This window comes from Alcanivorax nanhaiticus, from assembly GCF_000756665.1.
GTDB lineage: Bacteria > Pseudomonadota > Gammaproteobacteria > Pseudomonadales > Alcanivoracaceae > Alcanivorax > Alcanivorax nanhaiticus.
Window position 1 is genome coordinate 1 of sequence record NZ_ARXV01000019.1, and the last position, 14,893, is coordinate 14,893.

13 protein-coding genes are annotated in these 14,893 nt (G+C 58.2%); 4 read left to right on the plus strand and 9 right to left on the minus strand.

Features of this window, described 5'->3' with window-relative positions:
* Window positions 1-500: 500 nt before the first annotated feature.
* From Y5S_RS17205 to Y5S_RS17225, 5 genes are all read right to left on the minus strand, one after another.
* Window positions 501-1,640 (minus strand): acyl-CoA dehydrogenase family protein, encoded by a 1,140-nt coding sequence (locus tag Y5S_RS17205; RefSeq protein ID WP_035234833.1) that lies wholly within the window; start codon window positions 1,638-1,640, stop codon window positions 501-503.
* 169 nt (window positions 1,641-1,809) lie between these two features.
* On the minus strand, window positions 1,810-2,259 hold the full coding sequence (locus Y5S_RS17210) for an OsmC family protein (protein WP_035234835.1): 450 nt from the start codon (window positions 2,257-2,259) through the stop codon (window positions 1,810-1,812).
* A gap of 543 nt (window positions 2,260-2,802) precedes the next feature.
* Window positions 2,803-3,660: an esterase/lipase family protein gene (locus Y5S_RS17215; RefSeq protein WP_035234836.1), complete on the minus strand. Its 858-nt coding sequence runs from the start codon at window positions 3,658-3,660 to the stop codon at window positions 2,803-2,805.
* Window positions 3,661-3,984: 324 nt separating this feature from the next.
* Window positions 3,985-5,145 (minus strand): alpha/beta hydrolase, encoded by a 1,161-nt coding sequence (locus tag Y5S_RS17220; RefSeq protein WP_035234838.1) that lies wholly within the window; start codon window positions 5,143-5,145, stop codon window positions 3,985-3,987.
* Window positions 5,142-5,771: a VOC family protein gene (locus Y5S_RS17225; RefSeq protein ID WP_035234841.1), complete on the minus strand. Its 630-nt coding sequence runs from the start codon at window positions 5,769-5,771 to the stop codon at window positions 5,142-5,144. The genes Y5S_RS17220 and Y5S_RS17225 overlap by 4 nt, the downstream gene beginning before the upstream one ends.
* A gap of 173 nt (window positions 5,772-5,944) precedes the next feature.
* On the opposite strand from Y5S_RS17225, the gene Y5S_RS17230 reads away from it, so the two are divergent.
* Window positions 5,945-6,880: a hydroxymethylglutaryl-CoA lyase gene (locus tag Y5S_RS17230; RefSeq protein WP_035234842.1), complete on the plus strand. Its 936-nt coding sequence runs from the start codon at window positions 5,945-5,947 to the stop codon at window positions 6,878-6,880.
* 82 nt (window positions 6,881-6,962) lie between these two features.
* Here Y5S_RS17230 and Y5S_RS17235 read toward each other — a convergent pair whose 3' ends face one another.
* The 4 genes from Y5S_RS17235 to Y5S_RS17250 all read right to left on the minus strand — a co-directional run bounded on the left by Y5S_RS17235 (window position 6,963) and on the right by Y5S_RS17250 (window position 10,932).
* Window positions 6,963-8,453, minus strand: coding sequence for a sensor domain-containing diguanylate cyclase (locus Y5S_RS17235; protein ID WP_035234843.1), 1,491 nt, complete (start codon window positions 8,451-8,453; stop codon window positions 6,963-6,965).
* Between the two features lie 173 nt (window positions 8,454-8,626).
* Entirely contained in the window at window positions 8,627-9,175 is a 549-nt protein-coding gene (locus tag Y5S_RS17240) for a YggT family protein (protein WP_035234845.1), read from the minus strand.
* 222 nt (window positions 9,176-9,397) lie between these two features.
* Window positions 9,398-10,207: a pyrroline-5-carboxylate reductase gene (gene proC / locus Y5S_RS17245; protein WP_035234847.1), complete on the minus strand. Its 810-nt coding sequence runs from the start codon at window positions 10,205-10,207 to the stop codon at window positions 9,398-9,400.
* 26 nt (window positions 10,208-10,233) lie between these two features.
* Window positions 10,234-10,932 (minus strand): YggS family pyridoxal phosphate-dependent enzyme, encoded by a 699-nt coding sequence (locus Y5S_RS17250; RefSeq protein ID WP_035234849.1) that lies wholly within the window; start codon window positions 10,930-10,932, stop codon window positions 10,234-10,236.
* A 227-nt stretch (window positions 10,933-11,159) separates the two neighbouring features.
* Here Y5S_RS17250 and Y5S_RS17255 point away from each other — a divergent pair, with 227 nt between their 5' ends.
* From Y5S_RS17255 to Y5S_RS19255, 3 genes are all read left to right on the plus strand, one after another.
* Window positions 11,160-12,194, plus strand: coding sequence for a type IV pilus twitching motility protein PilT (locus Y5S_RS17255; RefSeq protein WP_035234850.1), 1,035 nt, complete (start codon window positions 11,160-11,162; stop codon window positions 12,192-12,194).
* A 51-nt stretch (window positions 12,195-12,245) separates the two neighbouring features.
* The gene (locus Y5S_RS17260; RefSeq protein ID WP_035234852.1) at window positions 12,246-13,367 is read left to right on the plus strand and encodes a PilT/PilU family type 4a pilus ATPase; all 1,122 of its coding nucleotides are present in this window, start codon (window positions 12,246-12,248) and stop codon (window positions 13,365-13,367) included.
* 376 nt (window positions 13,368-13,743) lie between these two features.
* Complete coding sequence (locus Y5S_RS19255) at window positions 13,744-14,802, plus strand: AraC family transcriptional regulator (RefSeq protein WP_197055174.1); 1,059 nt, start codon at window positions 13,744-13,746, stop codon at window positions 14,800-14,802.
* Window positions 14,803-14,893 lie beyond the last annotated feature (91 nt).

Below are 14,893 nucleotides of genomic sequence, written 5' to 3' on the forward strand. Positions count from 1 at the left end.
TTAAGTCGAACGAATCGACTTAACTCAATTCGACATAATTATTTTCGGTTTTCCGGATTCAGCCACAAAAACATCCCCACCAACAATCACTTAACCCGAAATTGAGAACTTATCCCATCCGACAAAACTCGAAGCGTTCGACATAATACCGGTACAACCGTACTGTTTCGCCGATTTTAGCTTCGAATAAAATCACTCTATATCAATTAGTTAGCTTTTTCTGTAAGCCATATCTTACACGTCATGCCCTCCTATCTGTTGAGCACGGCGCGTGCCATTGCTATGGCATTACTCTTTCGCACCATTTCGGTTTTATTTTTTCCTGACTGTGATCAGGTTTCGCCTGCAGGCAGCACTCCTACGGAGTGCTTCTCACAACGGAACAGCCCTGGTTTTGACTTTCCTCACAACTCGTAGCTCAACGCTCGTAGCTGACTTCCCCCAGGCATAAAAAAACGCGGCCAGAGCCGCGTTCTTTTTTCGGAAACCCGTGAGGGAAATTACCGGCCGAGGATATCCCGGGAGATGATTTCCTTCATGATTTCGCTGGTACCACCGTAGATACGCTGGATGCGGGCATCCACGTAGTCGCGGGAGATGGGGTACTCCTGCATGTAGCCATAGCCACCAAACAGCTGCAGGCATTTGTCTGCTACCACACCTTGAAGCTCGGTGGTGGTGAGCTTGGCGATGGAGGCGTTGGTGGTGCTCAGCTCGCCCTTGTCATACTCGGCGGTGCACTGGGTGCAGAACGCCTTGTTGATCTGGGTCTGGGCGTGCAGGTCTGCCAGGACGTAGCGGGTGTTCTGGAACTTGCTGATCGGTTGGCCGAATGCCATACGCTCCTGGGTGTATTCGATGGTGCGCTCGATCATGCCTTCACAGGCGGCCACCGCACCCAGGGCCAGAATCAGACGCTCGCGGGGTAGTTCGTTCATCAGGTTGGCGAAGCCTTTGCCTTCGCCGCCCAGGATCTGCTCTGCACCGACTTTCACGCTTTCGAAGAACAGCTCGGAGGTATCCGCTGCGTGGTGACCCATTTTTTCCAGGTTGCGGCCGCGGGAGAAGCCCGGCAGGGAGCAATCCACGGTGAACAGGGTCATACCCTTGGAACCGGCGTTCGGGTCGGTCTTGGTGGCGAGCACGATGACGTCGCAGTGCTGGCCATTGGTGATGAAGGTCTTCTGGCCGTTGATGCTGTAGCCGTCGCCATCTTTGTCGGCACGGGTTTTCATGCCCTGCAGGTCGGAACCGGCACCTGGTTCGGTCATGCCGATGGCGCCTACCGCTTCACCGGTCACCATTTTCGGCAACCAGGCCTGTTTCTGCTCTTCGCTGCCCAGGTGCAGGATGTAAGGGGCCACGATATCGGAGTGCACAGAGATATTGGAGGCCAGGGCACCGTAACCGGCACGGGAGGCTTCTTCTACGATCACCGCAGACAGTGCGAAGGAGGCACCAAAGCCACCGTATTCTTCCGGCACGTCTACACACAGCAGGCCGGCTTCACCGAGTTTGTTCCACAGCTCACGGGGGAATTTCTCGTCTTTTTCCCACTGGTTGTAGTGCGGGGCGACTTCGTTTTCGAGGAATTTCTTGACGTTATCGCGGAACAGATCGATTTCGTTTTGATCAAGCATACTGGCTCACCCTGTTGGTCATTAACGCGCACGGAAGCAACCGTGCCGGCAAAATATGGCCAACATTCTAGCGGGATGGCGTGATGCTCACATCAACAAGGGTGACTGCCCGGTCTTTTGTATACCCCGGCATCGGCCTGCCAACGCGACGCCGGCAGGCCCAAGTGCCTCAGTCCGGCTCGATGATCACCTCGGATTTGAGCGAATTCGCCACAAAGCAGTTGCGATGGGCGCTGTCGTGCAACTTCTGCAGTGCCGGGCCGTCCAGATCGGCATCTTCAAAGACCACTTTCGGGCGCAGGGTGATCGAGGTAATCGCCACCCGCCCGTCACTGTTCTTTTCCACGGTGCCGGAGGGCCTGTCGATATAGCTGAGCACCTTGATGCCACGCTTGGCCGCGATAGCCAGGAAGGTCAGCATGTGGCAGCTGGAGGTGGCGGCCACCACCGCCTCATCAGGATTTACCCTGTTGTGCTGGCCGAAGAAATCCGGCGAGGCCGAGGCCTGCACCACTTCGCCGCCGCTGAGGGTCCACTCGTGGTCCCGGTTGAAGGATTCATAGTCAAAAGGGGTATTCGGTTTCAGGTGCCAGGCAACTGTCGCTCCGTACTCACTCATTGCTTGCTTCCTTTTTCAACAATGGCTTCGGTTCCTTAACCATGATCCTGAATAGCGGCAAAGGCAACTCAACCAACGTCGATGTTGATGGTCGTCAAGATTTGGAGGATGGGAGGAAAGAAGCGAGTTGTGAGTGACGAGTTACGAAAATCAAAAGCCCCCTTCAAATAGTGAGGGTTTTGCCTTTCGACACTCGCGACTCGCTTTCGAGGCTGCTACCGCACCAATGCCATCCGCACGGCATCTTCCCCGTTAGGGCGAGTACCGGAGTGTGCCTCCGGAGCAGGCCGAACGGAGTCGGGGCAAGGGGGCGGAAGCGGGGGTTTGCAAAACATGTTTTTCCCGCTGGAGCGCCATGCCCATACCGGGGAATGGCCGGAATGCCAGTGGGGGCGTCGCGTTACACCCCTTTGGGCCCGTCCGGCGAGGACAAGCACCTTTAATCGGTGCGATGAAACAGCAGGCCGGCATTCGCCAGTCAGGCAAGTGCCACTTGCTCCGCAGGTTCGCACCTCGAGAGGTGCTCCTACAGGGTGGTCAGCCTCACTCGTCGCTCTGCTGCGGCTTGAGCAGGCAGCGCTCCACCTGATCCAGCACTCGATTGCTGTACAGCAGCGAAGCATGGCCCAGATAGGGAACGTGCACATTCTCTTCCGCACCGTGCAACACCGCCGACGAGGACGGCAGAATAAAGTTATCCATGTTGGAAAAAATGGAGAAGTAACGTGCACCGCCGGGGCAGGTTTCTTCCGTCGCCAACTCCCGAATAAACGGGCTGTTATAACGCAGCTGCGCAGCCGCCCCCAGCGGCGGGAACAGAGCCGCCACGCGAGAGCCATAATGCGGGCTGCCCAGCGTCACTACCTTGTCCACTTTGCCTGCAAGACCCAGGTTTTTTAATGCATAGCGGGTGAGCGGGCCACCCATGGAGTGACATACCAGGTGGGCCTTTTCTGCCCCCGTGGCTTGCAGAATACGTTCCACATGATCCGCTACCTGCTGCGACAACTTGCGGGCGTTGATATGCGGCGGGGTGTAGCTCACCGAATAGACATTGGACCATCCGCGCCATTTCAGTCGCCACTGCATAAGCAGAAAGTTGGCGCTGTTGCCGCCGTAGCCATGCACCAGAATCACCGGTGTCTCACCATGGTGACGGGTGCGTGCCGGGGAAGCGTCGTGCAACAAACGCAACGGATACATGGCAAACAGGACAAACAGCGCCGCCGCTTCCTTGAACACGGCAATCAGGCCGGGCAGCAACCGCATGGGAGGTTCGTCCGGCACCTTTGCCTGCTCCGGGAAGTTGTGGCGGTCGTAATGCCAGCACAGGTACAGGCCAAAAGTCATAATGACAGACCCGGCAATCACCAGGGCCAGCAGAAACAGGATCACGCTCATTGCAGTATCTCGTGAGTCAATAAGGGTAGGACGTTAGGGCCTGTTAACACTACCAAAATGGCACCTGCTGAATGCATTTTTTCGTCCAGTAGTGTCAGCCGATGTGCCGTGTAGTCATTCTACATAAACAACGGATGGCGCTGCTGGGCGGAAAAAGGGATCAGCCCTCCGGGTTGAGCCCCCCAACCCGCCACTCATTTGGAGAAACCAAACATCACTCCTCATGCCTGGATTGGCGGGTTGGGGGGGCTCAACAGGTGCCCTTTTTGGCAGTGTTAACAGGCCCTGGCAGCAAGGGGACGCCAGGACAGGGCTTGGCAACGCCTAGGCCAGATTGTGCTTTTTCAGCCAATTCATACAAACCTCCACCGCTTCGTCCATCTTGTCTTGCTGGCCGAAGTAGTAGTGATTCGCGCCTTCCACCTCATAACGTTCGGCCTGGCCCTCGGCAAAGCATTCATAGAGTCGCTGGGTATGGCTCGGCGTGCAGGCGTTGTCCGCAGAGTTGCCGATCACCAGGGCCGGAATCCGGATACGTTTGGCGCACGCCGGACCATTGGCGCGGGAATCATCATAGCTCCATTGGCTGAGCCAGCCGCGCAGGGTGTTGAAGCGTGCCAGCGCCACCGGGCCGTTATTCACGGTGCGCGGATCACCCAGGTAACAGGTGCCGGGTTGGCGGTCATTGGGATCCTGGGTGGCATCCAGCCAGCGCACATCACACATGGTGCGATGCACCACGAAACCGAATTCTTCGCTGTGCAGGCCCTGGCTGCGGAAATCTGCCAGTTTGCTCTTCACCCAATCCGTGATTCGGCGGTTACGGTCGATCTGTGCCTGGCGAAAACGGGCCACAAAGGCGTCGCTGTAGGGGGGCTGGTTGGGGCAATCCGGATGATAGATATCCAATTCCAGATCGCGAATTTCTGGATTGTTCTCATCTTTTACCGAGGGATCCAGCCATTCCGTCATGGTGATGGCGCGGGACACATGGGCCGCCAGCAACATGATGCCGTCTGCAGGAATCAGTTGCTGAGCCACCAGATCATAGGGGTCGCCTGCCGGTGTCTCGGTAATTTGTGGATCTTCTGCTTCCGCCTGATACATCAGGCTCAGAGAGCCGCCACCGGACCAGCCGCCCAGCACCACTTTCTCATAACCGAGTTTTTCCCTGGCGTAACGCACGCAAGCGCCAAGATCAGCCACCACCTTTTCCATCAGCAATGCGCTGTCCGCACCACGGTAACGGCTGTTGCAGTAGATGACAGACAGGCCAGCCCTGGCCAGCGCCGATACCATAGGCAGATAGGCGCCACCGCCTACCGGATGCATGAACACCACCACCGTCTTGCCGGGGCCACTTTTCGGCGTCAGCAGATGCGCCTCCAGGGTCACCAGATCCATTGGCCCCGCATAGGTGTCCTTGAAGCTGGATTGCTCGGAGAAGGCAATCAGGTGCGGTGTGCGGTCGTAATACTTGCTCATTCTGCCTGCCCCTTGTTCTGGCTCATGGCCTCTTTGACTTTGGAAAAGTCGGTCTTGCTGGTGTCGATGCCGCGCATGTCCAGCGCCGCGCCGAACAACGCCTCTTTCTGAGCGCGGGTTTGGGCTGTCCAGGCCTTGAGAGCATCGTGGGCCTGAGCCGCATCCTCTTCGACCACCTTCTCGTAACTCGGGTCTCGCACGGTGATTTCCAACGGGATGCCGTTGGGATCCACAAAATAGATGGAATGGATGAAGTCGTGGTCCACTGGCCCAAAGCAGGGGCGACCGGCCTTGTTGATGCGGCGGCGCCAGTCCTTCAGTTGCTCCATGGTGTCCACCTCGAACGCCAGGTGAAGATCAAAGGCATGGCGGGGACGAAACATCATTTCATCTGCACTGTCTGGGGCATCGAAAAAAGCGATAAAGTTGTCATCCCCCATCTGGAAGAACAGGTGCATGTAGTCCACTTTGCGACCGGTGCCCGGCTCTTCATCGAAGACCATGGCCAGCTTGAGCGGCAGGCCCAGCACATCTTCATAAAACCAGCGGGTCTGCTCTGCATCCCGGCAACGGTAAGCGCCGTGATGCACGTGTTTGAGCATGGCGAGTGGGGTCGGGCTGCTCATGGTGGCTCCTGTTTGTTATCGGTATTCACGGTTTCTGTGAGTGGCACATTGTTGTCACAGGTCGCGCCCGAACTGAAAACCGAAATCACCAAGAACCTGTCAGTTCTGGCCACTCGCGCCGGCGTCCGCACAATGGCAAACTGAGCCCCTTTTTTAACGGGTAAGGCAATCTCATGAGCGACAAGGCCATCATCAACGAAGTCGGATTGCGTGACGGACTGCAGAACCAGCCCATCACCGTGGATACTGACACCAAGGCCCGGCTGGCCCGGCTGTTGGTGGATGCGGGCATGCGCTATCTGGAGCCGGTCAGCTTTGTCAGCCCCAAGGCGATCCCGCAAATGGCCGATGCCGCCGCCCTGACCCCGTTGCTGCCCAAAGGTGATGACCTACACTTCCCACTGCACTACACCGCCCTGATCCCGAACCTGAAGGGCTATCAGCTCGCCAAAGAGGCAGGCTACCCCACGGTGGCGCTGGTGCTCTCCACCACGGATTCCTTCAACGAGCGTAATCTGCGCATGAGCCTGGAACAGGCCACGCAGAGCTGCGAAGCCATCATTGCTGCCGCCAAGGCAGACGGGATTGCCACCCGCACCTATATTTCCGGCGCTTTTGCCTGCCCCTATGACGGCCCCGTGCCTGTCACCCTGCCCCAGCAGCTCACCGAGCGCATGTTTGCCGCCGGCTCTGACGAAGTGGCCATTGCCGACACCATCGGTGCCGGTAACCCGCAACAGATGAAGGACATCATGGCACCGCTGATCCGGGAGTTTGGTGCCGAGAAATTCTATGTTCACCTGCACGACACCCGGGGGCTGGCCGCTGCCATGGCCTGGGCGGCGGCCGACCTGGGCGTGCGTCGCTTTGATGCCTCCATTGGCGGGCTGGGCGGTTGCCCATTTGCACCGGGCGCAACCGGCAACATGGCCACCGAAGATCTGGTCTACCTATTGGAGAGTGCCGGCCTGAAGACCGGTATTGATGTGGAAAAACTGCGCGCCGCCGTGACGCTGGCGCAGGAAGCCACCCAACGACCGCTGGGCGGGCGGATATTGAGCTGGATGGAATCCCAGGAAAAACAGGGCAAAACTCCCTGCCTTTGGTAGCAGGCATGAGTCACAGCCCCTAACAGCCTCTGAGGGCATCCCGCTGACTCACCAATGACAGCCAAGCCAGCGGGATCAGGCCTCAGGCAGGCTGAGCCCCCGCTTCGGCACGTACCGCTCTGACGCCATTGCCCCCGGTTTCACGGGCAGCGAACAACGCCAAGTCGGCGGTGCGAAGCAAATCGTCAGTATCCGGCAGGGCCTCACCCTCTTCCGGCAGCAACGCCGCCACTCCCACACTGAGAGAAACCGGCTCGGGCAACTCCGGCAACAAGCTGATCTGGCTGCGGCAGGATTCCGCTATTTCCAGGGCACTGTTGAGGCCTTTTTCGGGCAGCAACATCATGAACACATCGGCGCTGTAGCGACCGACCACGCCTTGCTTGCCAATGCGTTGCGCCAGCGTATCAGCCACCGTCTTGAGCAACACATCGCCCTCGCTGTGGCCGTAACGTTCATTGAACCCACGGAAACCATCCAGCTCCATGAACAGGCAGGACAGGGGCTCACCACTGCGCGCGCAGCTCATGTGACTTTGGCGCAGCGCTTCCATCATCACGTCACGGTTGCTGAGGCCGGTGAGACCGTCTGTCCGCGCCAGCTGCACCAACTCCATGTTCATCTGTTCCAGCTCATCGCGCTTGGCCTGCAAGGCATTCTCGGCTTCACGCTGGGCAGAGATGTCCTTGATTTGCGACAGGAAACAACGCGGAGAACCATCGGCATTACGCACGATAGACACCGCCAACAACGCCCAGACCAGCTCGCCACTGCGCTGGAAATAACGCTTTGTCATCCAGTACTGATTCTTGTCGCCACGCAGCAGGGCCTGAACTTGCTCCAGGTCCTTATTCAGATCATCCGGGTGGGTAATGCTCTGGAAATCCATACCCAGCAGTTCACGGCTGGAATAACCGAGCAGATCGCAGACCGCATCATTCACGCGCAGCCAGCGGCCATCCGCCGCCACAATGGCCATGGCGATAGCCGCATGCTGAAACGCTGCCTCGAACAACGCCTCGCTGGCTTCTCGGGCCATATCACTCTGCAGTTGTTCGCGCTGCAGGTGATCCTGCTCAAGTACCTGGCTGAGGCTCTGGGCCATCAACTCAAGGAACTCCAGTTCTTCCACCGTAAACGGTTCGGGGCGAGCCTGGGCATCACTGAAATTCAAGGTGCCGACAATGTGGCCGCACACCCGCAGAGGCGTTGCGATATAGGATTCCAACTGCATGCTGAGATAAGCAGGGTGGCTGCGCATTTCATTCAGCGCACCCACATGATGCAGTGCCACAGAGCCCTGCTTGTTGATCACGGCGTGGCAATAGGTCTCGCCCAGCGGGAACACATCCCCCGGGTTGATGCCGCTGCCGCCTTCTACAGCTGAAACGGTATAGCGACCGTGATCGATCTGGCTGACGATACCCACCGACAAGCCCAGCAGTTCACAGCCACATTTAAGGTATGCCTGAAACAGCGTCGGCAGATCGGTTCTGTCCAAAAGCGATAATTGATGCAGCGCGCGCATACTGGTCACGCTGAAATCCCGCAGGTCATCCACTGTGCGGTCCATACGTCCGTTAATAGAACACTCACTCTACTGGCAGCTGGCTAGCCGTAAAATGAAAATTTCGAGGAAAATGCTGATTACTTACCGTGATTTCACGACCTTTCGGTCATCTTTCAGCACGATGACAGAGGCACCAAGGCAGCCGACACCCGGCCAGCACCTTGGTGATATTCAAATCAGTGCAGTTGAAAAAGAATCTGCAGTAGCTGAATGCCCAGCAGCACAAAAAGCGGACTGAGATCGAAGCCTCCCATCGGCGGCAGCAACTTGCGCACCGGAGCCATGATGGGCTCGGTAATCTGTACGATGATGCGCACCATAGGGTTATAAGGGTCTGGAGCCACCCAGCTGAGGATCACTCGGATCAGTACCGCCCAGAAAATGTAGTCGAGCAGCACGTTAGCCAGTTCACGCAGGGCATATAACACCAGCTGCCCGCCAATACCCGACGGAAAACCGCCCACCTTGATACCCAGAATGACCAACGCCTTGAGGATGATCAGTAGCACCACCAACACCAGCGACGCTACATCCAACCCGCCATAGCCGGGGATAATACGCCGCAAGGGCTTAAGCAAGGGGTTGGTTGCCTTGAGTACAAACTGGGAGATCGGGTTATAAAAATCCGCCCGCGCCAGTTGCAACACAAACCGGGTCAGCACAATAAAGATATAAGCGCTGAAGACAAAATCGAGCAGGTAGATCAAGGCACCCTGGGGGTTCATGGATTACTCCGTTGGTCGCAACAGGGGAAGAGTTTGGGGCAAGGGGGGCAAATTTCAAAGGGCGGGGAGTTGCAAGTTACAAGTTTCAAGTTGCAAAGCGCGAGCTGACGCCCCGATTTTTCTATTTCTGTGCCCGCGCCATGCGTTCAGGCGCGGACTCAAAGGCAAAATAACAAGAGGGACTCATCCGCGCCTTGAAACTTGAAACTTGAAACTTGCTTCTCAGCCAGCCAGCTCTTCCGACCGCTCCCGCGCCGCCGCAACCGCAGCCTGAACCTGTTCCCGGAAGCCCGCTTCTTCAAATACATTAAGGGCCGCCGCGGTGGTGCCGCCGGGGCTGGTGACCTGCTTTCTCAGTACATCAGGGCCGACTTCGCTGGTAATCGCCAGCTGCGCGGCACCCCAGGCAGTCTGCAGCACCATCTGACGGGCAGTGGCGGCGTCCAGACCCTGAGCCTTGGCGGCTTCGATCAGGGATTCCATCAGCAGGAAGAAATAGGCCGGGCCGGAACCGGATACGGCAGTGACCGCATCCAGCTCTTTTTCCTCGTCAAACCAGAAGGTCAGGCCCACTGAGCCAAGGATTTCCTTGGCCATGGCTTTCTGTTCATCGCTGACGCCATCGGCGGCAAACAGGCCGGTGGCACCCGCCTGGACCAGAGAAGGGGTGTTGGGCATGCACCGTACCACCGGGGTCTCGCCCAGCCAGGTCTTCAGATTGGCCACGGTGATGCCCGCCGCAATGGAAATCACCAGCGGCTGGCGATCCGCCACCAGATCACGCAGGTCTTCACACACGGCCTGCATCATTTGCGGTTTGACCGCCAGCACCAGCACATCCACCCGGCTGACAATGTCACGGTTTTCCGTGCTCACATGCACGCGGTGCAGTTGGGACACCTCATCCAGACGGTCCTGGGAAGGATCACTCATCCAGATACGGGCCGGGCGAATTCCTTTCGCCACCATGCCACCGGCCAGGCTGGTTGCCATGTTGCCGGCACCGATAAAACCGATCAGTTGCTGTGCCATAACTGCTTTGTCCTTCTAGTTGCGCATCACACGCCGGGCGAGCGGGTCGGACGGGGACCAAACAGGGCGGTCCCCAACCGTACCACAGTGGCACCTTCTTCAATGGCCACCCGGTAATCCGCGCTCATGCCCATGGAGAGCGTGTCGAGGGCGGGCATTGTATTGCGCAATTGTGACAGTGTCATGGCGAGTTGTCGGAAAGCGGCGCGGTTGCCGTCATGGCTGTCCGCCCGGGGGATGGCCATCAGCCCACGCAGGGTCAGATTGGGCAATCCGGCCACGGCTTCAACCAGCCCAGGCACCTGGGCCAGCGGCACTCCGCTTTTGCTCTCTTCATCATCCACATTCACCTGGATGCAGATATTCAGGGGGGGTAGCCCATCGGGGCGTTGCTCACTGAGGCGACGAGCCACCTTGAGCCGATCCACGGAGTGCACCCAATGGAAACGTGCGGCGATATCGCGGGTCTTGTTGGACTGAATCGGACCGATGAAATGCCAGATCAGCTCCCTGTCAGCCAGCGCAGCCATCTTTTCCAGGGCTTCCTGCAGGTAATTTTCGCCAAAATCCCGCTGCCCCTGATCGGCCAACGCCGCCAACTCCGGCGCGCTGCGGGTCTTGCTGACCGCCAGCAGGGTCACTGCATCGGGATCCCGACCCACCTGCCGGCAGGCCGTCGCGATTTCCTCACGGAGGGTGGTCAAGGGGCTGTTTTGCTGTTGCATGGGGGATGCTTGCCTTTGAATTCAATGCTGGGGCCGCCTGGCGGCACTTTCCTACCGAAGGCGAATTCCTACTGCAGTTCCTTGAACGCCTTAGAAGGTCGGGTTACTTTAGGACGAATTTCTGAGATTGCGGGTAAGCCGCAGTCCACATAATAAACTCACATAATAACGGAAAGGGGTGCCCGCCGTACCCTTGCCCACAACGCATAACAACGCCAGAAGACACCATGGATATTACCGAGCTGCTCGCCTTTAGCGCCAAAAACGGCGCGTCTGACCTCCACCTCTCCGCCGGTCTGCCTCCGATGATCCGGGTCGACGGCGATGTGCGCCGCATCAACCTGCCGGCCATGGAACACAAGGAAGTCCACGCGCTGATCTATGACATCATGAATGACAAGCAGCGCAAGGACTTCGAGGAATTCTTCGAAACCGATTTTTCCTTCGAGGTCCCCGGGGTGGCCCGTTTCCGGGTCAACGCCTTTAACCACAACCGCGGTGCCGGCGCGGTGTTCCGGACCATTCCTTCCAAGGTACTGACCATGGAAGATCTGGGCATGGGCAAGGTATTCCAGAAGGTCTCTGAATTCCCCCGTGGCATTGTGCTGGTCACCGGCCCCACCGGTTCCGGCAAGTCCACCACCCTGGCGGCCATGCTCGACTACATCAACAACACCCGTTACGAGCATATCCTCACCATTGAGGATCCCATCGAATTTGTACACGAATCCAAGAAGTGTCTGGTGAACCAGCGGGAAGTGCACCGTGACACTCTGGGCTTCGCCGAAGCGCTACGCTCCGCCCTGCGGGAAGACCCGGACATCATCCTGGTGGGCGAGATGCGGGATCTGGAAACCATTCGCCTGGCTCTGACTGCGGCGGAAACCGGTCACCTGGTGTTCGGCACCCTGCATACCACTTCTGCAGCCAAGACCATTGACCGGGTGGTGGACGTATTCCCCGCCGAAGAAAAATCCATGGTGCGTTCCATGCTCTCGGAATCCCTGCAGGCGGTTGTTTCCCAGACGCTAATGAAGAAAAACGGTGGCGGCCGGGTGGCAGCCCACGAAATCATGATCGGCACCCCGGCGATCCGGAACCTGATTCGCGAAGACAAGGTGGCGCAGATGTACTCGGCCATCCAGACCGGTGGGGCGCTGGGTATGCAGACCCTGGACCAGTGTCTGCAGGGGCTGGTACAGAAAGGGCTGGTGGCACGCGATGTGGCACGCGAAAAAGCCAAGAGCCCGGATTCCATCTAATCATCGAATAACAACTTCCCGGCATACGCTCCGGGCACGCAGGCAAGTGACATGGAATTTGAAGAGCTACTCAAACTGATGGTGCAAAAGGGCGGGTCTGACCTGTTCATTACCGCCGGTGTACCGCCCAGCATGAAGATCCACGGCAAGATTCTGCCGGTGACCAAGAACGCCCTGACCCCGGACATGACCCGGGACATCGTGTTTGGGGTCATGACCGAGAAGCAGCGCAAGGAATTCGTCGACAAGCACGAATGCAACTTCGCTATTTCTGCCCGTGGCATTGGCCGATTCCGTGTCTCGGCTTTCTACCAGCGCAACCTGGTGGCCATGGTGCTGCGTCGCATCGAAACCAAGATCCCCAATGTGGACGACCTGCGCCTGCCGCCAGTGATCAAGGAACTGGCCATGACCAAGCGTGGCCTGGTGATCTTCGTGGGGGCTACCGGTACCGGTAAGTCCACCTCACTGGCGTCCATGATCGGCCACCGTAACAAGAACTCGAAGGGCCACATCATCACCATTGAGGACCCCATCGAATTTATCCACCAGCACCAGGGCTGTATCGTCTCCCAGCGAGAGGTAGGCATTGATACCGACAGCTTTGACGTGGCCCTGAAGAACACCCTGCGTCAGGCTCCGGACGTGATCCTGATTGGTGAGATCCGGACCCGGGAAACCATGGACAAGGCTATCGCCTTCGCCGAAACCGGCCACCTGTGTCTGGCCACCCTGCACGCCAACAATGCCAACCAGGCGCTGGACCGGATCATTCACTTCTTCCCGGCGGATATGCACGACCAGCTGTGGATGGATCTGTCACTGAACATGAAGGGCATTGTCGCCCAGCAGCTGATCCCCACCCCGGATGGCAAGGGCCGCCGTGCCGCCATTGAAGTACTGCTCGGCACCCCTCTGGTACAGGATCATATTCGCAAGGGCGAAGTGCACATGCTCAAGGAGCTGATGAGCAAATCCCGCGAACAAGGCATGCAGACCTTCGACCAGGCACTCTATGATCTCTACAGCGCCGGCGAGATCACCTACGAAGACGCCATGCTCCATGCCGACTCGCCCAACGACCTGCGCCTGATGATCAAGCTCGGCAACGAAACCGATGCTTCCAGCCTGGACGTGGCAACGCGAGGACTTAGCATCGAGGACACGGAGTAAGGCAATTAATAGTTAACAGTGAATAGTTAATAGCTGCGCGGGGTGGCGTCTTGCCACACTGAGCGGACAGAGGCCGCGACCAGGCGATTGGGCGCGGCCTCTTTCGTTGTCACCAACGGTTTTCTGCAGGAGTTCCTCTCGAGGGACGAACCAGGCGCCAGCCAGGCACACCCACCCGGAATCCAGGCAACACCACCAAAACCGCTCCCCCTCAGTGATCTCTGTGAACTCTGTGGTAAAACCGTCTTTCACCACGCTTGCACACCCGCGTAGATACCCGCAAAGCCGCGCCCCTCATGCAGTGAAAGGAAGCGTTTTCCGTCGAATGGGGTTCGATCTCTATTCGAGCACGGTGCTTTTATTGCAAAATGAAGGCATGAATCAGCCCTCTCCTATCCCAGACAGCATCACCACCGACCGCGACCACTTTATTTCAGGCGTGGGGTTGGCACAGCTTTATTACGGCGCCGAACGCCTCGGATTGCCCGCCGCAGAAATCCTGCAGCGCAGCGGTCTGGACCCCGCGACGGCATTACAACCCATGGCGCGGGTGCCCACCTGGCAGGCTGAAGCGTTTTTACGGGAGTTGCTGCTGACCAGTCAGGATGAGTTGCTGGGCCTGCATATCGGCCAGCAAATGATGCCCGCCATCTTCAACACCATGACCTCCCTGGCGTTCAGTGCCACCAGCTTGCGTGAGGCCATTAACTTCACCACCAAGTACCAGGCCCTGATTGGCGGCAACTCCGGCGGCTTCCATCTGGAACAGATGGACAATGGCAATATGGTGTTGACCGCCTCCATGGTTACCCAGCAGCCGGTGCTACGCCGACATCTGATGACCAACCTGATCCTGCTTGGCACCTCCATGGTGCGCTTTATTACCGGGCAACCTAATCTGACCGCCTGCCGGGTGGAGATGGAACACAACCCGGTGAACGATGAAGAGCAGTCAATCCTGGAAAGCATCTTCCTGTGCCCGGTGACCTTCGGCGCCACCAATAACCTGGTCGAGCTGGACGCCCATACCCTGGATTTGCCCATTAATGTCTTCAATGACCAGCGACTGATACAGGCAGAAGCCGCCGCCCAGCAACAGCTGGCCGAAGTCCAACGCGAGCAGGATCTGGCAGGACAAATACGCTGGCTAGCCCGAGACCTCATGCTCAGCGGCCTGCCGCGGCGGAAAACCGTCGCCGACCGGCTGAATATCAGCCTGCGGACACTGGACCGGCGCATGGCCGAGCATGGCCTGTCCTGGCAGGAATTGCTGGACGACACCCGCTCCCAGCTGGCTTGCGACTATCTGAAGATTACCGACATGACCGTGGCCGAGATCAATCAGCGGCTGGGCTTCTCCGATACCCGATCCTTCCAGCGCCGCTTCCAGCAATGGACCGGACTCACGCCCTCAAAATATCGCGACGCGCTGTGAGTCCGTTGAAACCCCGGGCGGCGATATTTGCCGCCATGTTGACCAAATCGGTCTCTGGTCGGCACTCACAGGCTTCGAAACAATAGCCGGC

Excerpts from the sequence above, each read along its gene's own strand:
- Y5S_RS17235 (WP_035234843.1), bottom strand. The coding sequence starts at position 8,453 with ATGGACCGCACAGTGGATGACCTGCGGGATTTCAGCGTGACCAGTATG.
- Y5S_RS17240 (WP_035234845.1), bottom strand. The coding sequence starts at position 9,175 with ATGAACCCCCAGGGTGCCTTGATCTACCTGCTCGATTTTGTCTTCAGC.
- Y5S_RS17255 (WP_035234850.1), top strand. The coding sequence starts at position 11,160 with ATGGATATTACCGAGCTGCTCGCCTTTAGCGCCAAAAACGGCGCGTCT.
- Y5S_RS17215 (WP_035234836.1), bottom strand. The coding sequence starts at position 3,660 with ATGAGCGTGATCCTGTTTCTGCTGGCCCTGGTGATTGCCGGGTCTGTC.
- Y5S_RS17220 (WP_035234838.1), bottom strand. The coding sequence starts at position 5,145 with ATGAGCAAGTATTACGACCGCACACCGCACCTGATTGCCTTCTCCGAG.
- Y5S_RS19255 (WP_197055174.1), top strand. The coding sequence starts at position 13,744 with ATGAATCAGCCCTCTCCTATCCCAGACAGCATCACCACCGACCGCGAC.
- Y5S_RS17260 (WP_035234852.1), top strand. The coding sequence starts at position 12,246 with ATGGAATTTGAAGAGCTACTCAAACTGATGGTGCAAAAGGGCGGGTCT.
- Y5S_RS17225 (WP_035234841.1), bottom strand. The coding sequence starts at position 5,771 with ATGAGCAGCCCGACCCCACTCGCCATGCTCAAACACGTGCATCACGGC.
- Y5S_RS17250 (WP_035234849.1), bottom strand. The coding sequence starts at position 10,932 with ATGCAACAGCAAAACAGCCCCTTGACCACCCTCCGTGAGGAAATCGCG.
- Y5S_RS17230 (WP_035234842.1), top strand. The coding sequence starts at position 5,945 with ATGAGCGACAAGGCCATCATCAACGAAGTCGGATTGCGTGACGGACTG.
- Y5S_RS17205 (WP_035234833.1), bottom strand. The coding sequence starts at position 1,640 with ATGCTTGATCAAAACGAAATCGATCTGTTCCGCGATAACGTCAAGAAA.
- proC (WP_035234847.1), bottom strand. The coding sequence starts at position 10,207 with ATGGCACAGCAACTGATCGGTTTTATCGGTGCCGGCAACATGGCAACC.
- Y5S_RS17210 (WP_035234835.1), bottom strand. The coding sequence starts at position 2,259 with ATGAGTGAGTACGGAGCGACAGTTGCCTGGCACCTGAAACCGAATACC.